The sequence below is a fragment of the Paenibacillus sp. UNC499MF genome (assembly GCF_900107975.1).
Lineage (GTDB): Bacteria > Bacillota > Bacilli > Paenibacillales > NBRC-103111 > Paenibacillus_F.
This window is the reverse complement of the sequence record NZ_FNVF01000001.1, coordinates 571,617-595,439: the sequence shown is the minus strand read 5'-3', so window position 1 is coordinate 595,439 and position 23,823 is coordinate 571,617. Positions and strand designations below refer to the sequence as shown.

General features: G+C 51.6%; 24 protein-coding genes. 1 reads left to right on the top strand and 23 read right to left on the bottom strand.

Going from position 1 to position 23,823, the window contains the following annotated elements; translation table 11 throughout:
- Nucleotides 1-53 precede the first annotated feature (53 nt).
- From flgG to C4S74_RS02600, 22 genes are all read right to left on the bottom strand, one after another.
- Entirely contained in the window at nucleotides 54-884 is an 831-nt protein-coding gene (gene flgG, locus C4S74_RS02705; RefSeq protein ID WP_103993811.1) for a flagellar basal body rod protein FlgG, read from the bottom strand.
- Between the two features lie 120 nt (nucleotides 885-1,004).
- Nucleotides 1,005-1,379: a TIGR02530 family flagellar biosynthesis protein gene (locus C4S74_RS02700; RefSeq protein WP_103993810.1), complete on the bottom strand. Its 375-nt coding sequence runs from the start codon at nucleotides 1,377-1,379 to the stop codon at nucleotides 1,005-1,007.
- The gene (locus tag C4S74_RS02695) at nucleotides 1,376-1,837 is read right to left on the bottom strand and encodes a flagellar hook capping FlgD N-terminal domain-containing protein (RefSeq protein WP_103993809.1); all 462 of its coding nucleotides are present in this window, start codon (nucleotides 1,835-1,837) and stop codon (nucleotides 1,376-1,378) included. The genes C4S74_RS02700 and C4S74_RS02695 overlap by 4 nt, the downstream gene beginning before the upstream one ends.
- A 40-nt stretch (nucleotides 1,838-1,877) precedes the next feature.
- A complete protein-coding gene (locus C4S74_RS02690) occupies nucleotides 1,878-3,275 on the bottom strand; it encodes a flagellar hook-length control protein FliK (protein ID WP_103993808.1) in 1,398 nt (465 codons plus the stop codon).
- Between the two features lie 31 nt (nucleotides 3,276-3,306).
- Nucleotides 3,307-4,209, bottom strand: a complete 903-nt coding sequence (locus C4S74_RS02685; protein ID WP_103993807.1) for a magnesium transporter MgtE N-terminal domain-containing protein — start codon at nucleotides 4,207-4,209, stop codon at nucleotides 3,307-3,309.
- Between the two features lie 24 nt (nucleotides 4,210-4,233).
- On the bottom strand, nucleotides 4,234-4,680 hold the full coding sequence (gene fliJ / locus C4S74_RS02680; RefSeq protein WP_103993806.1) for a flagellar export protein FliJ: 447 nt from the start codon (nucleotides 4,678-4,680) through the stop codon (nucleotides 4,234-4,236).
- 7 nt (nucleotides 4,681-4,687) lie between these two features.
- Nucleotides 4,688-6,013, bottom strand: a complete 1,326-nt coding sequence (gene fliI / locus C4S74_RS02675; protein ID WP_103993805.1) for a flagellar protein export ATPase FliI — start codon at nucleotides 6,011-6,013, stop codon at nucleotides 4,688-4,690.
- Nucleotides 6,010-6,843: a flagellar assembly protein FliH gene (gene fliH, locus C4S74_RS02670; protein WP_103993804.1), complete on the bottom strand. Its 834-nt coding sequence runs from the start codon at nucleotides 6,841-6,843 to the stop codon at nucleotides 6,010-6,012. The genes fliI and fliH overlap by 4 nt, the downstream gene beginning before the upstream one ends.
- The gene (fliG, locus tag C4S74_RS02665) at nucleotides 6,836-7,855 is read right to left on the bottom strand and encodes a flagellar motor switch protein FliG (RefSeq protein ID WP_103993803.1); all 1,020 of its coding nucleotides are present in this window, start codon (nucleotides 7,853-7,855) and stop codon (nucleotides 6,836-6,838) included. Before fliG ends, fliH begins: the two co-directional genes overlap by 8 nt.
- A 12-nt stretch (nucleotides 7,856-7,867) precedes the next feature.
- Nucleotides 7,868-9,445 carry a flagellar basal-body MS-ring/collar protein FliF gene (fliF, locus tag C4S74_RS02660; protein WP_103993802.1) on the bottom strand — a complete coding sequence of 526 codons (1,578 nt, stop codon included), beginning with the start codon at nucleotides 9,443-9,445 and terminating at the stop codon, nucleotides 7,868-7,870.
- A gap of 49 nt (nucleotides 9,446-9,494) precedes the next feature.
- Complete coding sequence (fliE, locus tag C4S74_RS02655) at nucleotides 9,495-9,806, bottom strand: flagellar hook-basal body complex protein FliE (protein ID WP_009674468.1); 312 nt, start codon at nucleotides 9,804-9,806, stop codon at nucleotides 9,495-9,497.
- 25 nt (nucleotides 9,807-9,831) lie between these two features.
- Nucleotides 9,832-10,281, bottom strand: a complete 450-nt coding sequence (gene flgC, locus C4S74_RS02650) for a flagellar basal body rod protein FlgC (protein WP_103993801.1) — start codon at nucleotides 10,279-10,281, stop codon at nucleotides 9,832-9,834.
- 3 nt (nucleotides 10,282-10,284) lie between these two features.
- Nucleotides 10,285-10,698, bottom strand: a complete 414-nt coding sequence (gene flgB / locus C4S74_RS02645; RefSeq protein WP_103993800.1) for a flagellar basal body rod protein FlgB — start codon at nucleotides 10,696-10,698, stop codon at nucleotides 10,285-10,287.
- A 220-nt stretch (nucleotides 10,699-10,918) separates the two neighbouring features.
- Nucleotides 10,919-11,704 (bottom strand): GTP-sensing pleiotropic transcriptional regulator CodY, encoded by a 786-nt coding sequence (gene codY / locus C4S74_RS02640; protein WP_103993799.1) that lies wholly within the window; start codon nucleotides 11,702-11,704, stop codon nucleotides 10,919-10,921.
- Nucleotides 11,705-11,767: 63 nt separating this feature from the next.
- On the bottom strand, nucleotides 11,768-13,168 hold the full coding sequence (gene hslU / locus C4S74_RS02635; RefSeq protein WP_103993798.1) for an ATP-dependent protease ATPase subunit HslU: 1,401 nt from the start codon (nucleotides 13,166-13,168) through the stop codon (nucleotides 11,768-11,770).
- A gap of 76 nt (nucleotides 13,169-13,244) precedes the next feature.
- On the bottom strand, nucleotides 13,245-13,796 hold the full coding sequence (hslV, locus tag C4S74_RS02630) for an ATP-dependent protease subunit HslV (protein WP_103993797.1): 552 nt from the start codon (nucleotides 13,794-13,796) through the stop codon (nucleotides 13,245-13,247).
- 159 nt (nucleotides 13,797-13,955) lie between these two features.
- Complete coding sequence (gene trmFO / locus C4S74_RS02625; protein WP_103993796.1) at nucleotides 13,956-15,284, bottom strand: FADH(2)-oxidizing methylenetetrahydrofolate--tRNA-(uracil(54)-C(5))-methyltransferase TrmFO; 1,329 nt, start codon at nucleotides 15,282-15,284, stop codon at nucleotides 13,956-13,958.
- Nucleotides 15,285-15,319: 35 nt separating this feature from the next.
- On the bottom strand, nucleotides 15,320-17,416 hold the full coding sequence (gene topA / locus C4S74_RS02620) for a type I DNA topoisomerase (RefSeq protein ID WP_103993795.1): 2,097 nt from the start codon (nucleotides 17,414-17,416) through the stop codon (nucleotides 15,320-15,322).
- 70 nt (nucleotides 17,417-17,486) lie between these two features.
- Nucleotides 17,487-18,599, bottom strand: coding sequence for a DNA-processing protein DprA (dprA, locus tag C4S74_RS02615; RefSeq protein ID WP_103993794.1), 1,113 nt, complete (start codon nucleotides 18,597-18,599; stop codon nucleotides 17,487-17,489).
- Nucleotides 18,600-18,722: 123 nt separating this feature from the next.
- Nucleotides 18,723-19,655 carry a succinate--CoA ligase subunit alpha gene (gene sucD, locus C4S74_RS02610; RefSeq protein WP_103993793.1) on the bottom strand — a complete coding sequence of 311 codons (933 nt, stop codon included), beginning with the start codon at nucleotides 19,653-19,655 and terminating at the stop codon, nucleotides 18,723-18,725.
- 63 nt (nucleotides 19,656-19,718) lie between these two features.
- Nucleotides 19,719-20,879: an ADP-forming succinate--CoA ligase subunit beta gene (gene sucC / locus C4S74_RS02605; RefSeq protein ID WP_103993792.1), complete on the bottom strand. Its 1,161-nt coding sequence runs from the start codon at nucleotides 20,877-20,879 to the stop codon at nucleotides 19,719-19,721.
- Between the two features lie 314 nt (nucleotides 20,880-21,193).
- Complete coding sequence (locus tag C4S74_RS02600; protein WP_103993791.1) at nucleotides 21,194-21,454, bottom strand: hypothetical protein; 261 nt, start codon at nucleotides 21,452-21,454, stop codon at nucleotides 21,194-21,196.
- 165 nt (nucleotides 21,455-21,619) lie between these two features.
- On the opposite strand from C4S74_RS02600, the gene C4S74_RS02595 reads away from it, so the two are divergent.
- The gene (locus C4S74_RS02595) at nucleotides 21,620-23,215 is read left to right on the top strand and encodes a YifB family Mg chelatase-like AAA ATPase (protein WP_103993790.1); all 1,596 of its coding nucleotides are present in this window, start codon (nucleotides 21,620-21,622) and stop codon (nucleotides 23,213-23,215) included.
- Nucleotides 23,216-23,447: 232 nt separating this feature from the next.
- Here the strand turns inward: C4S74_RS02595 and C4S74_RS02590 are convergent, their stop codons facing one another.
- Nucleotides 23,448-23,822: a YraN family protein gene (locus C4S74_RS02590; RefSeq protein ID WP_103993789.1), complete on the bottom strand. Its 375-nt coding sequence runs from the start codon at nucleotides 23,820-23,822 to the stop codon at nucleotides 23,448-23,450.
- Nucleotide 23,823 lies beyond the last annotated feature (1 nt).

The window sequence follows — 23,823 nt, the reverse complement described above, 5'->3', positions numbered from 1 at the left end:
CATAGGTTCCAGGAGGGGGACCAGGCCCCCTTACCTTTTACCTTTGCCTATTATTAGCGTTTCAGGTTAACGATCTCTTGCAAAATTTCATCCGACGTAGTGATAATCCGGGAGTTCGCCTGGAAGCCGCGCTGAGACACGATCATTTCGGAAAACTCCTCGGTCAGATCGACGTTGGACATTTCCAGCTGTCCGGCGATGATAGAGCCTGTGCCTGTCGCTTCGTTAGCCGGCGTCCAGTCGGCCAGATCAGTAATAGGTTCCATAGCGGCATTCGGAGAATATTCGTACAGATTTCCACCGGCTTTCGTTAAGCCGCCGGGATTGGCGAATTTAACGACTGCAATGTTATAATCGGAAACCTCAGGAACTCCATTAATTACCTGTACAATTTTTCCGTCCTGGGAAATAGAAAACTTAGTAGCTGCTGCGTCCAATTGGATAGGCTCTCCGGCAGTGGATAACAGATACAATCCATCCGGATTCACGATGAAATTATCCGCATCTACCGTAAAGTTCCCTGCACGAGTATAGTAGGTCGGGACATCACCCATTGCAGCCGATCCAACCGCGAAGAATCCGTTCCCGTCAATACGCAAATCGGTAGGAACGTTGGTCGTCATTGCGCTTCCGCCGGTATGAATCGTATCGATGGCTGCCGTCGCAACGCCAAGACCGACCTGCTTGGCATTGACCCCGCCTTGCGTGCCTCCTCCGTCCGGAGCCGTTACGCCTGATACCGTCTGACTCAGAATGTCCTGGAACATGACCCTTCCTTTTTTGAAGCCTGTCGTGTTCACGTTGGCAATGTTATTGCCGATTACATCCAGCTTTGTCTGAAAACCGCGCATACCCGAAATACCGGAGTACATGGATCTTAACATTTGTTGTTCCTCCTCTTATGTCGCCCGCCTGGGTGGGCATCTTCCTTTAAAGCCGCTTCTATCGGTCCGCAGCTTTCAGGGCCTCCTGCCTAGGTCCGGCCCGCTTTGGTGTGTAAAGTTCTATGAAATGATGACAGCACTGTCTATTTGCGTAAAAACCTGATCCTGCAGCTTGGCTCCGTCCAATGCCGTAATTACCGTCCGGTTCGGGACGTTTACGATGAGAGCCGTTCCTCCAAGCACCATGAGCGTATCTTTGGCGCCCTTGGCAGCCGCTTTATCAATCGCATGCTCAAGCTTGGTTAACTGCTCGTTGTCGATTTGAATTCCACGCTGTTTTAAGCGTGTCTCCGCATGATGACTGAACTTGACCAGTTCGCTGTGCAGAAGCTGATCGAATTCGGAGCGTCCCGCAGCCGTTCTCGGACTACCGTTTCGCTGAAGAGGTGCCGGCGGAGTGGGATATAGTCTTCCTACCGTAATACGTTCGGTCATGGCGCAGGAACCGCCGGCTTGGAGTTTTCTATCTTAAGAACTTCCTCCAGCTTGACTTCTTTCCCGCCTACCGTCGCGTACTGCACACCGTCCCGGACGATAATAGACTCGACGACTCCGTCGGCCATCACCGTTTCGCCGCTGTCCGTTTTGCTCATCCAGCTGATGTCTTTCCCGATCAGACTCGAAGTGAATCCGAGCGAAGAACGGAGCAATTTCATTTCGGACGCCATATTCGACAACTGCTCAACCGAAGTGAACTGGGCCATTTGCGCCACAAACTCTTTATCCTGCATAGGCTGCATAGGATCCTGATTTTGAAGCTGGGTGATCAGGATTTTAAGGAAATCATCCTTGCCGAGGATCGAGCCGTCTTTCTTGTCTTTGGCTTTCGAGGCCGCGCTTGCCGTACTCGTTGTTGAGCCCGTTTTGCTCAAATCTCCCCAAAGTTCTGCCATTGCTGCACCTCCTATCTAAGCTGAGTTATGTCAATCTCGATTAAGCCGAGGTTTCGAAGGAATTTCCCAAAGCCGCTTTTCTCGTTTCCTCCAAAATTTTCAGCTCTTCGTTCCACTCTGTCATCTCTTCGGAATTGTTCTGGTTTCCGCCGCCGCCGCGCTGCTGTAGAAACTGCTGCGAAGACTGCTGTTGTCTGGAATCTTGGAACATCGTGGAAGACATCGTGTTTTGGCCGACTTCCATTTTGTCTACCTGAACGCCTTGACTATGCAGGGATTGTCTCAAGTGTGCGAGTTGGCTTTCGAGAAGCTCTTTTCCCAGCGCCGTATCCGCTGTAAACTGGGCAACCAGTTGTCCGTTTTGCATTGTCAGGACCACGTCGATGGTTCCCAAATGCTGAGGCCGGAGCGAAAGCTTAGCTTCCGAGAAGCCGTTCCCCATCTTCAGACTCATGCGTTTAACCATGAACTGACTCAGTTCTTGAGCGAAATTTTGAGCCGAAATCGTGGGAGCCGCCGCTTTAGCCGCCTGCTCAGGAAGAGCCGTCTTCATGCCTTCTTGCAGACCTGTCAGACCGTTTGCTGCCGGCTCATTTTCGGATGCCGGGGAAGTGGATGTCTGTGCGGTTTCAACGGTTTCGTGAGCCGCTTGTCTCACCGTATTCCAGACGCCGGTTCTTGCAGCCAGCAATTCCAGTGAAGCTTTGGCGCTGCCCGTCTTCATAACGGTCATAACCGGTGCCGCTGCATCAGGATCACTGTCGGCCGCACCCGCAGGGATTACTAAGTCCGCTTGTTCAGCCGCCTTGGCCGCTGTTTTGCCGGCTGTACCCGCCTGCTGGTTTACTAGCGACGGCAGGGCCGCTTCTACGAGCTGCTTGAATTCCGCTGACAGCTGCTGCAGAACAGGATGATCCGGCTGCTGCTTAAGCATCGCCGTCAAATCCAAAACGGTCTTTTGCAGTTTCAATGAAGCATCACCGTTATCAAGCTGAACAGCCTGAAGCCCGGTTTGCTGCGTCCCGCTTAACAGTTGAAGCAGAGCTGAAGCATTGTTCGTCCACTGCTGCATCGCATCGGACTGGCTGAGCTGACTGAACAGCTCCGGACTGCTCTGAATACTGCTGAGCAAAAGGTCCGCCATTCCTTCCGTTCCCGTTTGACCTTCCATATCGCTCAAAGCTTCCTGAACGGATACCGGGAGGAAAGGAATCACTTGAAGCAGGCCGGCCAGGATGGAATCGACGGGGCTGGCATTGTCCCCAACCGCTTCTTTCTGAAGCTGGCCGCTCATCACCTCTTGGAAAGTTCCCGCATCGCCCTTGCCGCTTCCTGCTGATGTCGCAGCCGCTGCTGTAGTCTTTGCCGTTCCCGCTTTAACCGCCGTAGATCCTGCCGACGGTGCGGACGGAGTCGTGCTTGCTACTGGCATTTCCATGTTTTTATATTCACCTCCTTTCATTAAAAATCTATGGAACCAGATTGCCGGTAATGGAAGCGGCGGTTTCCTTGCTGATGCCAGCGATTTCGCCCATTAAAGCGGCTCGCTTGCTCGTATCCATCTCCCTCAGGATCGTTAACACCTGACCCGAGTTCTTACCGTACATATCGGTTAATACTTTCGCGGCTTTGGAAGCGTCCATCGACGCGAACGTCTGGCTCAGCTCAGCCGAAGTCATCTTCTTTTGTGCGGAATCCGGCTTTTGCTGGAGAACGAGCCGATCCTGGAGAGCCGCGATCTTTTGATCCTGCGAAGAAGTGAGGTCCTTTAGTGCGATCGAAGCGTCGGCCGCTTTCTTCGGGTCCATTTTTTCGAGCACCTTCACCCGCTCGTCTGTTTTCATCGCATTCAGAACGAGGATCGTTTCCTGCGGGCTCAGGTTTTGAATGATTTGCGCCGCCTTGCTCGGCATCATTTTCGCATAAACCGAGGCAAGCTCCCGTACTTTTTTGTCGTACTCTTCGTCCTGCTTGGCCAGCTCTTTATCTTCCAGCTCGGCCTTTTGCTGTTTGAGATCCAGAATCGTTTTATCCTTCTGGGCACTCGTCTGATCCGCTTTGTCCAGCTCTGTTTTAAGTTCCTGCACCTTGCTGTTCAACTGCTCGATTTCTTTCGTTTTCGTCTTTACTGCATCTTCTTCCGTCCCTTTAGCTGCGGGGGTGCTTTCCGCATCCTCTTTCGGCAGGGGAATCATTTCCCCCACCACCGGGATTTTGTTCAGCGTCCGCTGGACAGTTTTCATCACATCGTAATCAAAAACGGATAGAAGAACACCAAGAAGAACGGCCGTAAACACGAACGGGATCAGAAACCAGACCAGAAAACGTTCCAATTTACCGCCCGAGGACGACTCTGTGCCTGTTTCTTCCATGACGCCTCCTCCTTTCGTGCGGGTTTACTGATAGGACAACCGGATATGCCGGTTGGATGCAATTTCGTCCAGCGCCTCTTGCTCCTTTTTCAGAACAAAACCGGTAAACTGCTCCAACGCTTTATCCCGCGCTTTCGTCCAGACTTTCTCGTCGACCATTTTGTCGTTCAGGAGGTCTCTGTTCTGATTCACATGGCGCTGGGCTTTGGAGACATCGTGACGCTTGCGCGCAATCAGATGCTCGATGTGATCCACATAAGACTGCAGCTGACGAATCTCCAGCATGGAAACCGGCCGCATGGAAGCTTCCAGCATTTTCTCCTGGGCTTCGTTCTTGAGACGAACCAGCTCTTGAAGAGAGCTTTCTTCGTGATTCAGGTTGCCGATGGCAGTAGAAAGATTCCACTCCGCCTGCGAACGCTCATTATTTTTCAAATTTACGATCTGCTGAAACGCATACTGGAATTTCATATTAGCCTCATCCTAACGAAAAATGATCGATCAAGCGCTGTTGGGCTTCTTCCAACGTCACTTTTTCATTGGTTTTTTGTTTAACAAAATCAAGGATCTCATCCATATACTGAAGGGAAATATCAATTTCTTGATTCGACCCTCTCTGGTACGCCCCCAAATTTATCAAATCTTCCGAATCCTTATAAACAGAAAGCATTCGTTTGAGATGAGACGCAGCGTCGAGCTGCTCTTGGGTAACGATTTCTTTCATAACCCGGCTTACGCTGGCAAGAACGTTAATCGCGGGATATTGGCCTTTGTTGGCGATATTCCGGTCCAAGACGATATGACCGTCCAGAATACCACGAACCGCATCCGCGATAGGCTCATTCATATCGTCACCGTCCACCAGCACTGTGTAAAAAGCCGTAATCGAACCTTTCAAACCGGTTCCGGACCGTTCAAGCAGCTTGGGCAGAAGCGCGAAAACCGAAGGTGTGTATCCTCTCGTCGCCGGAGGCTCTCCTACCGCCAGACCGACTTCACGCTGTGCCATCGCGAAGCGTGTTACGGAATCCATCATGAGCATGACGTTCATCCCGCGGTCCCGGAAATATTCGGCGATGCTCGTTGCGATGAAAGCTCCTTTGATCCGGACCATCGCCGGCTGGTCCGACGTAGCGACGATCACGACAGAACGCGCCAGGCCTTCCGGCCCGAGATCTTTCTCGACGAATTCCAGAACCTCGCGGCCCCGTTCTCCGATAAGCGCGATCACGTTAACGTCCGCCGACGTGTTTCTCGCAACCATGCCGAGCAGGGTGCTTTTGCCCACACCGGAACCGGCGAAAATACCGACCCGCTGCCCCTTGCCTACGGTCAGCAGCCCGTCAATCGCACGGACACCGACGCCGAGAGGCTCTTGAACCCGAGGTCTTGACAAAGGATTGCTTGGGACATTGTTCGTCGAAACATGTGCCATTCTTGACGGTAAGAACGAACCGTCCAAAGGCTGGCCGAGACCGTTCAACACTTTACCGAGCAGCTCGTGACCGACCTGCACAGTCAGCGGTTTGCCTGTACCGACCACATCGCAGCCGGGGCCTATCGCTTCCAGCTCGCCAAGCGGCATGAGAATGACCTTGTTCCCTCTGAATCCGACCACTTCCGCCATCAGCGGCTGATTGGATTTATGAGGATAAATGTGGCAAAGCTCGCCGATACTTACATCCGGACCTTCCGATTCAACGGTCAAACCGATCACTTGCGTCACTTTGCCGTTTACACGGACAGGATCCATTTGTCTCAGAAAGTCTACATATTTGCCTGCATTCGGGCTTGCTTGACTCATGATTCGTCACCTTCACCGTGAAGGGCGATCCGCTGCAAAGCCAGCTTAATCTCGTGAAGCTGCGTATCGATACGGGCATCGATGCTTCCGAACGTGGAACGGACTACACAGCCTTCATCACGTACACTCGCATCCGGTATGATTTCCAGTTCAGCCTGCGAGTCGATCGCCGACAGCAGTTCTTCGCGCGCATCCTGAATGTAAGCGAAGTGGCGGGGTGCCACGCAGAGTGTGATCGTTCCGCTCTCTTTGCGACGGGCCAGTACGCTGCGGATCGTTTCGACAATCCATTCCGGCGATACGGTCAACTGCTTGGAAATGATTTTCTCCGCTATGGAGCAGCTTAGTTCGATGAGAAAAGGCTCCGCTTCCTGAATCATCTGCTGTTTCACCTGATAAGCCTGCTGCAGTACCTGCCGTGCTTCCGATAACATGTCATCGTACTGCTGGCTGACATCCTGACGGGCTTGTTCCAAGCCTTCTTGATAACCCGTTTCGTAACCGGTTGTCCGGGCCTGCTCCTGAAGCTGCTCATCTTCTTCGCGCCGCTGCTGCCACCAGGCTTCGATCTCGGCTTCCGTCTGTTCTTTCAGATCGGACACTTCCTGGATCGCCTGCTGCATGTGGGTTTGAGCAAAAGATTCCGCATCTTCGAGAATGTGGCGTTTCAAGTTTTCCGCTTCACTCAGCTGCGCTTCTTCTTCGGGTGTGAACCGCGGTTCATCGTCCGCAAGCTCGGGCTGAGGCGTGTAAATCGGTTTAACCGGTACCCGGTAAGCATTTGTCTCATCCGCAGGAGCATAATGAAAAGGCTTTAGGACGTTAGACAATAATATCGTCTCCTCCACCGCGTGCGATGATGATTTCTCCGGATTCTTCTAGGCGGCGAATCGTTGATACGATCCGGGTTTGCGCTTCTTCGACATCGCGCAGCCGAACCGGGCCCATAAATTCCATTTCTTCTTTGAACGTTTCCGCCATCCGTTTGGACATGTTGCGGAAAATAGCTTCGCGGACTTCTTCGCTCGCCACTTTAAGCGCAAGCTGAAGGTCGGCATTTTCGATATCGCGGATAATGCGCTGAATGGAACGGTTGTCCACATTGACGATGTCCTCGAAAACGAACATCCGCTTCTTGATCTCCTCGGCAAGTTCGGGATCTTGAATTTCAAGCGAATCCAGGATGGTACGCTCCGTACCTCTGTCTACGCCGTTCAAAATTTGAACGATGGAAGAAATACCGCCGGCCGATGTGTAATCCTGTGTAACGGTAGCCGAGAGTTTCTGCTCCAGCACTCTCTCCACTTGAGAAATCACTTCCGGTGACGTGCTGTCCATCAGAGCGATCCGTTTCGCGACGTCCGCCTGCTTCTCCTGCGGCAGCGAAGACAAAATGATCGAGGCTTGTTCCGCCTGTAAGTAGGAAAGGACGAGTGCGATCGTTTGCGAATTCTCGTTTTGGATAAAGTTCAAAATTTGTGCAGGATCCGCTTTTCGGGCAAAATCGAACGGTCTTACCTGCAGATTAGCCGTTAGCCGGTTAATAATGTCGACGGCTTTGTTGGAACCGAGCGCTTTCTCAAGAATTTCCTTCGCGTAGGCGATACCGCCTTGGGAGATATATTCCTGTGCCCGGCAGATTTGGTGGAACTCCGATAAAATCGATTCTTTCTCTAATGCGTCTACCTTGCGTACATTTGCGATTTCGAGGGTAAGCTGCTCAATTTCATCTTCGCGCAAATGCTTGAAAATTTGAGCAGAAACTTCCGGTCCGAGGCTGATAAGCAGAATCGCCGCTTTTTGCCTTCCCGTTAACCCCTGCTGTATTGCTCCTCTTGCCAAACACCCACACCTCTATTCATCCACCAGCCATGTTCTAAGCAAATTGACAAATTCGTCCGGCTTTTTCTTGGCTAGCGTCTCTAATTGCTTGCGTACTTGATTTTCGTTGGAGACATTCTCGATATCGATCGTAGGATATTCCACTTTTGCCGGTGCAAGGTCGAGCTCATCCTCTTCTTCTCCAGCTTTTTTCCTTCTTCTGATGGCATACATGCCGAGCGCGCCGAGCAGCAGAGCAGCCAGTCCGATTCCGCCGTACAGAAGATATTGCTGCAAATTCGTACCCGCAATTCCGGTTGGTGTTACGAATGTTTGAGGAACGACTTTCACTTTGTCCTGAATTTGAGCCGGCGTGTATTCCACCTTGTTGTCGGCAAGCGCCGCACGAACAATGTTCGCCATTTGACCTTCGATAAGACCTTTCAGATCCGCTACCGCGGCCTGGTCTTTCCCGGCTGAATCAAATCCGATATTGATGCTGATATCTTTGACGACATAAGGTGTCTGGATGATATCGTTCGTAATGCGGTTAATTTCGTAATTGACCGTCTTGCTGCTTTCTTCGGAGTTGGCATTTCCGGATGCCGCGCCTCCCGGATAACCCGGAACGTCCGTCTGACCGGTTCCGGCCACTCCCCCTGTGTTTCCTCCTGTGCTTGTTGAAGTTTTAGAGGATTCCTGGGTAGAAATTTCAAGTCCCTTCTTGTCTTCCACATTCGGAGGCGTAACCAGATTTTCCGTCGTTTTCTTCTGATCGAAGTTCATCGTCGAGAAAACACTGACCACAACCTTATCGGGACCGAGCATTTTGTTAAGCAGATTTGTAATATTTCCCTGAACGCTTGTTTCAAACTTGCGTCTGATGTCGAATTGATTCTGAACCAGGCCCGATGTGCTTTGACCGCCGTTCGTTTCCTTGGAGTAAGCCAGGAACTGACCGTACTGGTCGGAGATCGTTATGTTCTGCAAAGGCAAATTTTTAACACTGTGAGAAACCAGGTTATAAATCGTATCCACTTGCCCTTGATCCAGCGAGTAGCCCTGCTTGACGTTCAATACGACCGATGCCGTGGCTTCCTGTTTCTGGTTGGCGAGGAAAACCGTCTCATCCGGCATCGAAATCAGAACTTTCGATTTGTCCACCGCTTCGTTGGAATTGATAAGCTGCTGAAGCTCACCCTGCACCGCGCTTAAATATTTCACCTTGAACTCGTTGTCCGTCATTCCGAAAGCACTATCCGAAGCGAATGCGTCGTAACCGATCGAGCTTCCTTTGTTCAAACCTTGCGACTCAATGCCCAGCTTGACATTGGCGACTTCGTTTTTCGGAACTTCAATGCTTTTGCCGTCCGTACTCAGGTTGTAAGGAATTTTCGCCGTGTCCAGATACCCTTTAATCGCGGCGGCATCCGCCGGCTGGAGATTCGTATATGCCAGTGAATATTCCGTTTTCGCGAGATTGTAGCTGATAATTCCAATAGTCAATAGGAGAACGAGCAATGCCGCTACAAAAGTAAGCTTGGTCGTTTTGCTATATTGATTCCAATACTGTTTGACTTTCTCCCAATATTGGAGCAATCTTTCGTTCACAATGTCACCCCATCCGATTCAATCAATGTCGATCATGGTTCAGCCGCCGTTAGAGCTGCATCCTCATGACTTCCTGATAAGCTTCCACGACTTTATTGCGCACCTGGACGGTGAACTCTAAACCGAGCGATGCTTTTTCGGAAGCAATCATCAATTGATGGACGTCCGATAATTCCCCTTTGGCAAACTGTTGGTTGAGTCCGTCTACCGTATGCTGATCCGAATTCAACCCGTTCATGGCTTCGCTGAGAAAAGAGGAAAACTGCTTTGTAAATTGGGAGGCACTTGCAGGCTCGCTCCCCACCGGCTGCTTTATTGTCTGCACCGGAGAAAATGCATTTAGATAAGTCGGGTTTACCACACTCATTCTCCTTTTTTATCTTTTATCATCTGCCGATTTCAAGCGCTTTTGAGATCATGCCTTTGCTTGCGTTAAGAGCGGTTACGTTTGCTTCATATGACCTTGTGGCGGAAATCATATCCACCATTTCCTTGGCGACGTCGACGTTCGGCATCATCACATACCCTTGCTGGTTGGCATCCGGATGCGTAGGATTGTAAACCTGCTTGAACGGCGTGGTATCTCCGGAAATACCGGAAACCCGAACCCCCTGCCCCGTCCCGTCCGTCATTGCCGTGTTTAGCATTTGGGCGAACGTTGGCTGGTTTTTCGGTTCAACCGAAACGATTTTGCGCTGGTAGGGTGTCCACTGCCCGTTTACGAATGACGCACGGGTCGTATCCGCATTCGCGATATTCGAAGAGATGACATCCATTCTTAGACGCTGCGTCGTTAAAGCCGATGCACTGATGTCAAAACTATTCGTAATTCTCATCCGTTATCTTCTCCCATCCATCGCAATTTTGAGCTTACGGAACTCGTTGTTCATTTCTTGTATCATCGTGTTGTATTTAAGCTGATTTTTGGCCATCAATGACATCTCGTAATCCATGTCGACGTTGTTTAAATTGTTGTTCATCAAACTGTTCGGATCTGATTCAACAATCGCTTGGCCGGGTAAGTTGGTATTAGACGGAATCTGAAGGTGTCTTGAATCAGTGCGTCTTCCTTCCAATACCGGCTGGTTACCGGTCATTTTCTCCTGAAGCAGTTCCTCGAACAGAACGTCTGACCTTTTAAAATGAGGAGTGTCGGCGTTGGCCACATTGTTGGAAATCACCCGCTGCCGGAGGGCTGACGCATCCAGCGATTTCTCCATCCACTGAAATCCGGCTTGGTTTAGCAAGAACATGGTTACCCCACCTTTTATATCTTTATGAAACTAAATTCCATAATGTAACTTCACATTCCTCCTAACTTCGACACAAGGATTATTCAAAGTGTGTACATTATGTAGAATAATGTTGCTAAAATTATCATGAAGAAAAGTCTGGAAATAGACAATGAGAAAAAAGCCCTATCTTTAGGAAGATGGGCCTTTGTTTGGTTCACGTGCAAGTATGAAATTTTTGTTACATTTTGGACTTAACTTGGTCAATCGCCTGCATCAATTGTTCATTCAATATGCGAATATACGTTCCTTTCATTCCGAGGGAACGCGTTTCGATAACACCCGCGCTCTCCAGTTTACGGAGCGCATTTACGATCACGGATCGAGTGATTCCGACACGGTCTGCAATCTTGCTTGCAACGAGAAGTCCTTCTTTTCCTTCTAATTCTTCGAAAATATGCTCCACTGCCTCCAGCTCGCTGAACGACAACGAACCGATGGCCACCTGAACCACTGCCTTGCTTCTTGCCTCCTGCTCAACCTCTTCCGCCCGCATATGAAGAATCTCCATAGCTACGACTGTCGACCCATACTCTGCCAATATATAATCATCATCTGTAAAGGCAGAGTGCGTTCTGCATAGGACTAAAGTCCCAAGTCTGTCGCCGCCCCCTAAAATCGGTACAATGGTGAAGTAGGTATATTCTCTTAAATTCTTCATTTCTTCCACAAAAGTTGGAAACATTTCAAGCGCGTCTGAATTCGACGTAGTTTCATCTACTTTTAGCAGAAAATGGTTGAATTCGGGCGAGAACCTTTTCTCCTCCGCCACGATTTGATTGATAGCCGAAGTCGGCAGTTCATTCGTCGTTGCGTAGCCTAACAATTTACCTCGTCTGCTGACCACATACACATTAGAGTGAATGGTATCCCGCAAAACTTCGGCCATATCCATAAAACTGACAGCACTCACCGCCTCCTTCTGGAGCAGACGGTTAAGCCTTCTCGTTTTGTTCAACAAGGTCATTGGCTTGCCTCCTACAATCTTATACCCAAGAATAGAAAACCGAAGGCGGGTACGCCTTCCGGTTTATAAAATATATTGGCTCAAATCCCGATTCTGAACGATATCGCCCAGCTTCTCGCGGACATATTCCGGTGTGATCACCATTTCCTCCAGATTTAACTCGGGAGCTTCGAACGATAAATCTTCCAGCAGCTTCTCCAAAATGGTATGCAGCCGCCGCGCACCGATATTTTCCGTATTCTGATTGACTTCAACGGCAATGCGCGCAATCTCCTCGATCGCGGACTGGCTGAAATCTATCCGGATTCCTTCGGTTTCCAGCAAAGCCGTGTACTGCTTGGTTAACGCGTTTTTAGGTTCTTTGAGAATGGAAATGAAATCTTCATGCGTTAAATTGCTGAGTTCCACGCGGATCGGGAAACGCCCCTGCAGCTCCGGTATAAGATCGGAAGGCTTGGAAACATGAAAAGCCCCCGCCGCAATAAACAGGATGTAATCCGTTTTAACAGGCCCGTATTTCGTAACAACCGTCGACCCTTCCACGATCGGCAAAATATCACGCTGGACGCCTTCGCGGGAAACATCCGTTCCGCCGCTTCCACGGCCGCCGCCGGCGATTTTATCGATTTCGTCCAGAAAAATGATTCCGCTTTGCTCCGCGCGCCGGATGGATTCCTGAATAACTTCATCCATATCGATCAGCTTCTGCGCTTCGTCCTGGATCAGTACTTTTCTGGCTTCCTTAACGGGAAGCTTCCGCTTCTTCGTGCGTTTCGGCAGAAGGCTGCCGAACATTTCCTGCATGTTCATTCCCGCTTGATCCTGTCCCTGTCCGGCCAGCATATCCAGCATGGAGGGAGAATTATCTTCCACATCGACTTCAACGATGTAATTTTCAAGTTCACCGCGCTTAAGCTGTTCTTTAATTTGCGCGCGTTTCGTTGCCAGCTGAGGATCTTTGTCTTCCTCTTCCGGTTCCTGGGCGCCCTGCTGATTGCCGAATATCATCTCCAGCGGGTTGCGCTGGAATTTGGGACGGCTCGCACTCGGTGCCAGAATGGATACGAGACGCTCGTTGGCAAGCTCCTCCGCACGGTCTTTCACACTTTCGGTGCGTTCGCTCTTCACCATGCGTATCGATGTTTCAACGAGATCCCGGACCATGGACTCCACATCCCTGCCCACATAGCCGACCTCGGTAAATTTTGTAGCTTCGAGCTTCACAAACGGGGCTCCGACGAGTTTAGCGAGTCTTCTTGCTATTTCCGTCTTGCCCACTCCTGTCGGCCCGATCATCAGGATATTTTTGGGCACAATTTCGTCACGCATCGATTCGTCCAATCTGCTGCGGCGAAAACGGTTACGCAGGGCGACGGCTACGGACTTCTTGGCCTGCTTCTGACCGACAATATACCGGTCCAGCTCTTGCACGATTTGTCTAGGTGTAAGGGAGCTTGTGCTCAAAAGGAACCCCTCCTTCATATAGTGCCCGGTAAAGCCTGATTCCAAGCCTTACCTGTTCATTATTCGTCGCTCGGCGTTATATTTCTTCCACAATAATATTATGATTCGTAAAAACGCAAATATCTGCGGCCATTTCCAGAGAAGCTTTTGCAATGTCGGCTGCGCTCATATCCGTGGCATAACGCGATAAGGCGCGCCCGGCCGCCAAGGCAAAACTGCCCCCGGAACCGATCGCAACGATGCCGTCGTCCGGCTCGATAATTTCGCCGTTACCCGAAATAAGCAGAAGCCCCTGTTCGTCCATCACGATCATCATGGCTTCCAGTTTGCGCAGTACGCGGTCGGATCTCCATTCCTTGGCCAGCTCTACGGCCGCCCGCTGAAGATTACCGTGGTGTTCCTCCAGCTTGCCTTCGAACTTCTCAAACAGTGTAATCGCATCCGCGACAGACCCCGCAAAACCGGAAATCACTTTCCCGCGGTACAGCCGCCGCACTTTCTTCGCCGTGTTCTTCATAATCATGCTGTTGCCGAAAGTCACTTGGCCGTCTCCGGCTATCGCCCCGCGACCGTCTTTACGGATGGCAAATATAGTGGTGGCGTGAAAAGTCGCATTTGTCGGATCCATAGTTCACCTCTCGATTCTTTTCCGAAGCTGCCTGCTGCGAGAGAACGGAAAATAAGAAGCAGCAGCAAAAGGTTGTTTTGATGCTGCTTCCGGAGTTTGATTTAAAGTGGTTGTGTACAGCGTCGTTCAAAACAACTTAATCGTAACACAGCCGCACTTTCACTTACAAGCCGACTGGACTGTATTTTGCGAAAAATTCTGAATAGTCTCAATTGCCCGTTCCGCAAGTTTTTCGTACTTCATTTTTTTATTGCGGATTTTTTCGCCCAGCGGCGGGAAAAGACCGAAGTTAGCATTCATCGGCTGAAAATGTTTCGTGTCCGCAGTCGTAATATACTGTGCCATACTGCCAAGGGCGGTTTCCAGCGGAAACTCCAGACAATCCATTCCCTGTGCCAATCTTCCCGCGTTAATACCTGCGATCAGACCGGATGCGGCCGATTCGACGTAACCTTCCACCCCGGTCATTTGTCCGGCAAAGAAAAGATTATCCCGGTTTTTGAACTGGTAGGTCGGTTTCAGCAGACGGGGAGAATTGATAAAGGTGTTGCGGTGCATAACCCCGTAGCGCACGAACTCGGCGTTTTCCAGACCCGGAATCATTTGCAGGACCCGCTTCTGCTCGCCCCATTTCAGATGCGTTTGAAACCCGACCAGATTGTACAGCGTTCCCGCCGCGTTATCCTGACGGAGCTGAACGACCGCGTAAGGAAGCTCACCCGTATGCGGGTTAATAAGACCTACCGGCTTCATCGGGCCGTAAAGAGCGGTTTGTTTGCCGCGTTTGGCCATTACTTCGATCGGCATGCAGCCTTCGAAATAGATTTCTTTCTCGAATTCTTTCACGGGTGCGGTTTCGGCCGTGATCAGAGCTTCGTAGAAAGCATCGAACTCCGCCTCCGTCATCGGGCAATTCAGATAAGCCGCTTCTCCTTTGTCGTACCGGGAAGCCAGATACACTTTGCTCATATCGATAGAGTCTTTCTCGACGATCGGCGCGGCCGCATCGTAGAAATACAAATACTCTTCGCCCATGAGCGCCTGCAGGCTTGAAGACAAATCCGGGGATGTGAGAGGCCCGGAAGCCACAACGGTAATCCCGTCCGGAATTTCCTTAAGTTCCTCTGTGCGCACTTCAATGAGAGGATGATTGCGGAGGGTATCCGTGATCTCCCCGGAGAAGCCGTCACGATCCACCGCCAGAGCGCCTCCGGCGGGTACTGCATGCTTGTCGGCACTGGAGAGTATGAGAGAGTTCAGTTCCCTCATCTCCTGCTTCAGAACGCCTACCGCGTTCGTCAGCCCGTTCGCGCGAAGCGAGTTGCTGCATACAAGCTCGGCGAATTTATCGGTAATGTGCGCCGGTGTTTTGCGCACCGGGCGCATTTCGTACAATACAACGGGCACGCCCTGGCTGGCGATTTGAAAAGCCGCTTCGCTTCCTGCCAGACCGGCACCGATTACGGTTACTTTTTGTCCTGCTGTCAATGTTCACACCTCTAGTTCAATCGTTAGCAATCCGATCAGCCTTCGTCGTTTGCCTCATCTTTTACTTCTTCTTTAAATCCGCATTCCACGCACTGATGATTCACGGCTGTTTTCGTCCGCTTCTCGATCATCATGGAACCGCAGTTCGGGCAAGGCTGGGCGACCGGTTTGTCCCATGACACGAAGTCACACTCGGGATAATGGTCGCAGCCGTAAAAAATACGGCCCTTTTTGCTGCGGCGCTCGACGATTTTGCCTTCCTTGCATTTCGGGCAAGTGACGCCGATATCCTTGACGATCGGCTTTGTGTTGCGGCAATCCGGGAAACCGGAGCAGGCAAGAAACTTGCCGAACCGTCCCATTTTATACACAAGATGTTTGCCGCACTTCTCACAAATTTCATCCGAAACTTCGTCCTGGATCTCGATTTCCTTCATTTCTTCCTCGGCAAATTCCAGCCGTTTTTCGAAGGAAGTATAAAATTCGTCAAGAACTTTGATCCAGTTTTCTTTGCCTTCGCCTACGTGGTCAAGCTCCTCTTCCATCTGCGCGGTAAATTCCACATCCAGAATCTCGGGGAAAAACTCGCTCATCAGCTGGATAACCAGTTCTCCCAGCTCGGTGGGCACGAACTTCTTTTCCTCAATGGCGACATAACCGCGCTTCTGGATCGTCTCAAGCGTCGGGGCGTATGTACTCGGCCTGCCGATGCCCAGTTCTTCGAGAGCGCGTACGAGACGGGCTTCCGTGTACCGCGGAGGCGGTTGGGTGAAGTGTTGTTTCGGTTGAATTTCATTGGAAGAGACCTGATCCCCGGATTTAAGCGGAGGAAGCAGTTTGTCTTCTTCCGTCGTTCCGTCATCATTGCCTTCCACGTAGACTTTCATGAATCCCGGAAACTTGAGTTTGGAGCCGACCGCCCGGAAAACCGTATTTCCGACGTTCAAGTCGATCGTCATCGTGTCCAGCACGGCCGACGACATCTGGCTCGCAACGAAACGTTCCCAAACCAGCTTGTATAAACGGAACTGATCCCGAGACAAAAATTCTTTAACGGAGTCGGGATCCCGCGTTACGGATGAAGGACGTATCCCTTCGTGCGCATCCTGAGTGTTGGAACCCTTCTTCGTATAGACGCGCGGGGTTTCCGGGTAAAAGCTCTCCCCGTATTTACCCAAAATATATTCCTTGGCTTCTTCCTGGGCCACCGGAGAAATCCGGGTGGAATCGGTACGCATATAAGTGATTAAACCGACCGTACCTTCCTTGCCCAAGTCGATCCCTTCATATAACTGCTGCGCTACGGACATGGTTTTGGCTGCGCGGAAATTAAGCTTGCGGGCCGCTTCCTGTTGAAGCGAGCTTGTGATGAATGGCGGCGAAGGATTGCGAAGCCGCTCTTTTTCTTTCACTTCCTTCACGATAAAAGGAGCTCCTTCAATCGCTTTCAGGACCGCTTGAACTTCTTCCTCGGAACCGAGCTCTCTCTTGGCACCGTCCATCCCGTAAAATTTCGCTTCGAAATGGGCTTTGCCTGCCACAAGCATCGCGGTGATGGTCCAGTACTCTTCGGGAACGAAAGCTTTGATTTCGTTCTCCCTGTCCATAATGAGCTTGACGGCTACGGATTGGACGCGGCCGGCGGATAAGCCCTTTTTGACTTTCTTCCATAGAAGAGGGCTGATTTTATAGCCCACCAGCCTGTCGAGAATTCGACGGGCCTGCTGCGCGTTCACCAGGTCGATGTTAATCGGCCGCGGTGTTTTGAACGCGTCTTTAACCGCCTGCTTCGTAATCTCATTGAATACGACGCGGCAGTTGTCGGTATCGTTTAACTCCAGATAATGCGCCAGATGCCAGGCGATAGCTTCCCCTTCGCGATCCGGGTCAGCTGCGAGATAAACTTTTTTCACTTTTTTGCTGGCATCCTTCAATTCCTTCAAAACGGAGCCTTTTCCGCGGATCGTAATGTATTTCGGCTCGAAGTCGCGTTCAACCTCAACGCCGATCTGGCTTTTCGGAAGGTCCCGGATATGACCCATCGACGCTTTTACAATATATTTGCTTCCCAAATATTTACCGATCGTTTTGGCCTTAGCCGGTGATTCTACAATCACTAATGAGTCTGCCATCGGTCGAATGCTCCTCCCCTCAGTGTCATCTGCTGCTGCATGTATATCATCATCGTTTTTAATAGAAATTTCATATGGAAACGTAAGAAGAGCCTGGAAGCTCCGCTATCACCTTTTTCAAAAGTAAGGATATCAGAACTGAATGCAAATGTCCAAACGTAAATTGAGTCTGCTCCAGGAGGACGTCAATAGGGACAGGCACGCTCGACAGCAATCGATATAGAATAGCCTCGTCTTCTGTCAACTGCTGCACGGGTGACGGCATGAAAGCCGACTGAGCCGAAACTCCTGTTTGTCCACCTAGGGAGGACATTAAATGGGAATATTCTTCGTAAATGTCCCCGGGATCCGTCACCATCTTGGCCCCCTGCTTAATAAGCGAGAGCGCTCCTCTGCTCTTGGGAGAATGGATGGGCCCCGGCACGGCGAACACGTCCCTTGATTCCTCCAGGGCCATATCCGCCGTGATCAGGGAGCCGCTTCTTTCCGCCGCCTCCACCACGATCACGCCTAGACTGATGCCGGCGATTACCCGGTTGCGCATCGGGAATAATCCCGGGTGCGGAACCGTGCCGAGCGGGTACTCGGACATGACGAGACCTCCGCCGGCAATAATCTCCTCATGCAGCCTCGCATGCTCCGGCGGGTAAATCCGGTCGGGCGGCACACCGAGCACGGCTGCCGTTCCGCCCGCTCCGTCTTTGGCCCCGCGGTGCGCCTCCGCATCGATACCGCGCGCCAAACCGCTTACGATAACAAAGCCCGCGGCGGACAAAGCGTGGCTCAGCTCCCGTGCGGCTTTCCGGCCGTAAGCGGTCGGTGTCCGCGTACCGACGACCGCGAGTGCCGGTCTTTGCAGCACTTCCTGCCGCCCCCTGCAGTAGAGAACCCACGGAGGCTGTGCCGTTTCTTCAAGCAGCCGCGGATAGCCGGGATCGAAGCGGGTCAGAATGCGGATGCCAAGCCGTTCGTACATTTCTAATGAAGCTTCAATTTTAAATGGAGTCAATTCATCTATTAACCGCTGGATTCTGGCTGCCGGAATGCCGAGCCGGCCATATTCGCCTGCGGGCCAATGCAGCAAATCCTTCAAATCGGAACATGAACGGACCAGCAGATCGATGGTCTTCCATCCCACTCCGGATATGCCGTGAAGGCCGATAAGTACAGAGCGATTCTCCATAGTATAAAACACTCCCTTGTCATTCACAAATTTTACAGCCCTAAACAAAAAAACCTTCCAATTCCCAAAGGGAACTGGAAGGTTGCTTACCGTCCATAAAAGCAGCCTAAATCGGCAGCTTTATTATTTTTTAGTGATGCATTTTTCCAGCAGGCCTTTTTCTTCCAGGACGCTCACGAGAGTGGAGCCCATTTCGGAAGGAGTAGCCGCTACGCGGATACCGCAAGCTTCAAGTGTTGCCACTTTCTCAGCCGCTGTACCTTTACCGCCGGAAATGATGGCGCCCGCGTGGCCCATGCGTTTTCCCGGAGGCGCTGTTTTACCGCCGATGAAGCCGACAACCGGCTTCGTCATGTTCGCTTTAATCCACTCGGCCGCTTCTTCTTCCGCGGATCCGCCGATTTCACCGATCATGATGACCGCGTATGTTTCCGGATCTTCGTTGAACAGTTTAAGAATGTCGATAAACTCGGAGCCTTTAACCGGGTCGCCGCCGATACCTACTGCGGAAGACTGGCCGATGCCGCGGGTTGTAAGCTGGTGAACCGCTTCATACGTCAGGGTACCGGAGCGGGATACAACACCCACGTGGCCCGGAGTATGAATGTAACCCGGCATAATGCCGATTTTGCACTCGCCCGGAGTAATGACGCCCGGACAGTTCGGTCCGATCAGACGGGTGCGTTTGCCTTCCATATAACGGGCAACTTTCACCATGTCAAGAACCGGAATACCTTCGGTGATACAGATGACGAGATCAAGATCCGCGTCAACGGCTTCCATGATAGAATCGGCCGCGAAAGCGGGCGGAACGTAAATAACCGATGCCGTAGCACCTGTCGCGTCCTTCGCTTCTTGTACCGTGTTGTATACCGGAAGAGTAACGGTAGAGCCGTTTTCAAGCGTGAAATCGACTTGTGTGCCGCCTTTTCCCGGAACAGCGCCGGCTACCATTTGCGTACCATATTCAAGACCGCCTAGTGTATGGAACATACCGGTCTTACCCGTCATGTTTTGGGTAATGACTTTTGTGTTTTTATCAATCAAAATAGACATGGTAATTATTCACATCCCCTGAATTTTTTGAAGAAAAGAAAGCTTGTACTCAATAGACCGGAATTACTTAACAAGCGCGACGATTTTCTGTGCGCCGTCAGCCATCGAATCCGCGGAAACGATGTTCAGTCCGGATTCATTCAGGATTTTCTTGCCCAGATCCACGTTGGTGCCTTCCAGACGTACGACGAGCGGACGGTCCAGACCCAATTCCTTGGCTGCGGCCACAACGCCTTCGGCAATAATGTCACATCTCATGATTCCGCCGAAAATATTGACGAAAATGCCTTTTACTTTCGAGTCGGAAAGAATGATTTTGAACGCTTCGGTAACTTTCTCTTTCGTAGCACCGCCCCCTACGTCAAGGAAGTTAGCCGGGTCTCCGCCGTAGTGCTTGATGATATCCATCGTAGCCATGGCAAGTCCCGCACCGTTAACCATACAGCCGATATTGCCGTCAAGGGCGATGTAGCTGAGGTCGTATTTGGAAGCTTCGATTTCCTTTTCGTCTTCTTCTTCAAGGTCGCGCAGCTCCAGAATGTCCTTATGACGGAACAGTGCGTTGGAATCGAAGTTAAGTTTCGCGTCAAGAGCCATTACGTTGCCGTCGCCGGTTACGACGAGCGGATTGATTTCGGCAATGGAGCAATCTTTTTCCACGAACGCGGTGTAAAGGGCAAGCATGAACTTAACCGCTTTATTTACGAGTTCTTGAGGAATTTTAATGGCATATGCCAGTTTGCGCGCTTGGAAAGCCTGCAGGCCGATGGCCGGATCGATGATTTCTTTGAAAATCTTTTCCGGAGTGTTAGCGGCCACTTCCTCGATGTCCATTCCGCCTTCTTCGGAAGCCATCATCGTAACGCGGCCCGTTCCGCGGTCGACAACTACGCCTATGTAGTACTCTTTCTTGATATCGCAGCCTTGCTCGATGAGCAGGCGTTTAACTTCCTTGCCTTCAGGACCGGTTTGGTGAGTAACCAGCACCTTGCCCAGGATTTGCTCCGCATAAGTCCGGACTTCGTCCAGATTTTTAGCTACTTTCACGCCGCCCGCTTTACCGCGGCCGCCTGCGTGAATTTGCGCTTTGACAACTACGACCTGAGTGCCCAGCTCTTTAGCTGCTTCGACCGCTTCATCCACGGAAAACGCCACTTTGCCCTGAGGTACGACAACGCCGTACTGCTTCAGGACTTCTTTGCCTTGATACTCATGGATATTCATTTGCAAATCCTCCTAAACGTATTGTTTCTCCCTGTATGCACGAAACCTCATTCAAGCTTCGAATCTATCCGCATAATCAACGTAGGGTATTCGCCGTTTGACAGGGGAAATCCTGCCCGGCTCTTTTTGGGTCCGGACAAACATTTGCCATCGATAATTGTATCACTTTTTGTCGACAGTTTCCTCACTTTTTAAAAAAGAAATCGTTTTTTCTAATTGCTCAGGAAATCGTTAACTCTTCTTCCACCCTCTTCATGAAAAAAGCACTTCCATCCCCGACCGGTTACGGAAGCGCTTGAATACAGATGCCTTGCCTATACGTAAGTCGGGCTGGTCGGGGTCATGGTGCGGGGCTCGCGCTCCGCCTGCTTGACAAATCGCATCTCGTTGCCGACAAAGCTGCATACTTGGCATTGAATCGTCGGTTCGTTCTCGGCAATCTCGCTGGGTTCGCTGGACACCGTGACGACTCCCGTCAGAGCGTCTTTCACAAATGGCTGCGAATAGCTGGTCATCAGACTGAATTTGATCCGGTTGGAGCGGCAGTTGGGGCAAAAATACGGTTTATCCTGCATATCAATCACCTCGGGATTAGTATGACCAATTATCCGCGGCTAAAAGATCATTTTCATGTTTGGGTATTTTTGGTATACTATCCAAATAAACAAGAATTAAAATGATACGGATCATAAGGAAGCACCTTTGACCCTGTCCACTGTGAAGGGAGAAGGTGTTTTTACATGTATGGCAAAGTAACCGGAGCCTGTCTGCACGGAATCGACGGAATCTGCATCGAGGTAGAGACAGATATCGCGAACGGGCTTCCCCAAATCAACGTCGTCGGGCTTCCCGACACCGCCGTCAGGGAATCGATCGACCGTGTACGCTCCGCCATCAAAAACTGCGGGTTCCAGTTTCCGCTGGAACGCATTACGGTCAACCTGGCCCCGGCCGATCTGAGAAAAGAAGGCGCCTCCTTCGATCTGGCCATTGCCGCCGGCATCCTGCTGACCAGCGGACAGATCGGGCTTCCCGGCATAGGCGATTGCCTGCTGGTCGGAGAGCTGGCGCTGGACGGCGGACTCCGCCCCGTTCCGGGAGTATTGTCCCTGGTCGATGCCGCCCGGCGGAGAGGAATCCGGCGGGTCGTGCTCCCTTTGTCCAATGTGGACGAAGCCCGCCTGATTTCCGGCACGGAAGTACTGGGGATAAGCAGTCTGAGCGAACTGGGGAGCACCGGCAAGCGCGGTATGACAGCAGACTGCGCTTCCCGGCCGGGCAGCGGATCCGCTTCAGTCTCCTTCTCCTGTGAAGGATCACACCCTCCTCCCGGTATCCCGGACGGGATACACGACACCGCGGCGGCAGCCGACGACTATGCCGATGTGATCGGGCAGCATCATGCCAAGCGGGCTGTCATGATCGCTGCGGCCGGCATGCACAATCTGTTATTTATCGGTCCCCCCGGCACGGGCAAAACGATGCTGGCCCGCCGGATCCCCGGCATACTTCCGCCGCTGTCCGACGAGGAAGCGCTGGAGGTGACCAAAATATACAGCGTCTCGGGAAAACTGGGCGCCATCAACCGGTTTATGCGGCAAAGGCCCTACCGTTCGCCTCATCATACCGTATCGGCGGCCGGTCTTATCGGGGGAGGCTCCGTACCGAAGCCCGGAGAGATAAGCCTGGCTCATCAAGGTGTCCTTTTTCTCGATGAGCTTCCGGAGTTTTCGCGGAGCGTGCTGGAAGTACTGCGTCAGCCCTTGGAAGACCGGAAGGTAACCATAGGGCGGGCACGCGCCTCCTTCACGTTTCCGTCCGGCTTTCTGCTTGCCGCATCGATGAATCCCTGCCCGTGCGGTTTTTACGGCACGGAAACCGCCGAACAAAGCTGCATCTGCTCCCCGCTTAAAGTCAGACAGTACAGGGCACGCATTTCGGGGCCGCTTCTGGATCGCATCGATCTTCATGTGGAGGTTCCCCGGCTGGATTACACCGCGATGACCGACAAGCGCCCTTCGCTTTCCTCGGATGATATGCGCCGGCAGGTGTTTGCCGCTCACCGCAGACAGACGCGGCGTTATGATGGCAGCTCCATACGCTGCAACGCGGAGCTCGGCGGCAAATGGCTCCGTAAATACTGCACGCTGCCGCCCGAAGCCGAAGACCTTCTCCGGCATACATTCGACCGGCTCCACCTAAGCGCACGGGCACATGACCGTATTCTGAAAATCGCGCGGACGATCGCCGATCTGGAAGAGAGCGACGTCATCGCTTACGGGCATATAGCCGAAGCGATCCAGTATAGAAATCTGGATAAATCGTATCCCCTTTAACCGAGAGGCTTCTAAAGCATGAGGATAATTTTAATGGCCTATTTCTTGTCCTGCCGCTAAATCAAAGCAGCTTGTGACGGTACGCTGTCATGCTGTCATTCCTCCACTACTCCATATCTTCCTAGCATATAAAAACAAAAAAAGGCATCCGTCCACGCGACGGGCGCCTTTTCTGACTTTCATCTATCTGATCCGGGGTTCCGGAAAAACCTGTAAACTTGAAAACATTCATTCAAAATGCTCCCGCCAGGTGTTCCAGACCGATAAACTCCCCCTGGGGAGTCAGCTCGACCGCGATCACATCAAACCGCACCTTGCGATCGCTTTGTTTAACCGCATACAGGTACATCTGCGCGATCTGGCGCACTTTCAGCTGCTTGCGGGCGTCCACGGATTCCTTCGCCGTGCCGAACCGCCCCGTAAGCCTGCGCGTACGCACTTCGATAAAAACAAGCTGATCGTCCGCTTCGGCTATAAGATCGATCTCGCCCGAGCGGCAGCGCCAATTGCGGGCTGCAATTCCGTAACCTTGAGCGGCTAAGTACTCTTCCGCCCTCTGCTCGCCGTACCGCCCCAGATCTTTACGGGATAAAGGCGAAAACGCCATG

What these genes read in the sequence shown, in the direction of transcription:
- flgG (WP_103993811.1), bottom strand. Translation starts at nt 884, where the DNA reads ATGTTAAGATCCATGTACTCCGGTATTTCGGGTATGCGCGGTTTTCAG.
- C4S74_RS02700 (WP_103993810.1), bottom strand. Translation starts at nt 1,379, where the DNA reads ATGACCGAACGTATTACGGTAGGAAGACTATATCCCACTCCGCCGGCA.
- C4S74_RS02695 (WP_103993809.1), bottom strand. Translation starts at nt 1,837, where the DNA reads ATGGCAGAACTTTGGGGAGATTTGAGCAAAACGGGCTCAACAACGAGT.
- C4S74_RS02690 (WP_103993808.1), bottom strand. Translation starts at nt 3,275, where the DNA reads ATGGAAATGCCAGTAGCAAGCACGACTCCGTCCGCACCGTCGGCAGGA.
- C4S74_RS02685 (WP_103993807.1), bottom strand. Translation starts at nt 4,209, where the DNA reads ATGGAAGAAACAGGCACAGAGTCGTCCTCGGGCGGTAAATTGGAACGT.
- fliJ (WP_103993806.1), bottom strand. Translation starts at nt 4,680, where the DNA reads ATGAAATTCCAGTATGCGTTTCAGCAGATCGTAAATTTGAAAAATAAT.
- fliI (WP_103993805.1), bottom strand. Translation starts at nt 6,013, where the DNA reads ATGAGTCAAGCAAGCCCGAATGCAGGCAAATATGTAGACTTTCTGAGA.
- flgC (WP_103993801.1), bottom strand. Translation starts at nt 10,281, where the DNA reads ATGAGAATTACGAATAGTTTTGACATCAGTGCATCGGCTTTAACGACG.
- flgB (WP_103993800.1), bottom strand. Translation starts at nt 10,698, where the DNA reads ATGTTCTTGCTAAACCAAGCCGGATTTCAGTGGATGGAGAAATCGCTG.
- codY (WP_103993799.1), bottom strand. Translation starts at nt 11,704, where the DNA reads ATGACCTTGTTGAACAAAACGAGAAGGCTTAACCGTCTGCTCCAGAAG.
- hslV (WP_103993797.1), bottom strand. Translation starts at nt 13,796, where the DNA reads ATGGATCCGACAAATGCGACTTTTCACGCCACCACTATATTTGCCATC.
- topA (WP_103993795.1), bottom strand. Translation starts at nt 17,416, where the DNA reads ATGGCAGACTCATTAGTGATTGTAGAATCACCGGCTAAGGCCAAAACG.
- dprA (WP_103993794.1), bottom strand. Translation starts at nt 18,599, where the DNA reads ATGGAGAATCGCTCTGTACTTATCGGCCTTCACGGCATATCCGGAGTG.
- sucD (WP_103993793.1), bottom strand. Translation starts at nt 19,655, where the DNA reads ATGTCTATTTTGATTGATAAAAACACAAAAGTCATTACCCAAAACATG.
- sucC (WP_103993792.1), bottom strand. Translation starts at nt 20,879, where the DNA reads ATGAATATCCATGAGTATCAAGGCAAAGAAGTCCTGAAGCAGTACGGC.
- C4S74_RS02600 (WP_103993791.1), bottom strand. Translation starts at nt 21,454, where the DNA reads ATGCAGGATAAACCGTATTTTTGCCCCAACTGCCGCTCCAACCGGATC.
- C4S74_RS02595 (WP_103993790.1), top strand. Translation starts at nt 21,620, where the DNA reads ATGTATGGCAAAGTAACCGGAGCCTGTCTGCACGGAATCGACGGAATC.
- C4S74_RS02590 (WP_103993789.1), bottom strand. Translation starts at nt 23,822, where the DNA reads ATGGCGTTTTCGCCTTTATCCCGTAAAGATCTGGGGCGGTACGGCGAG.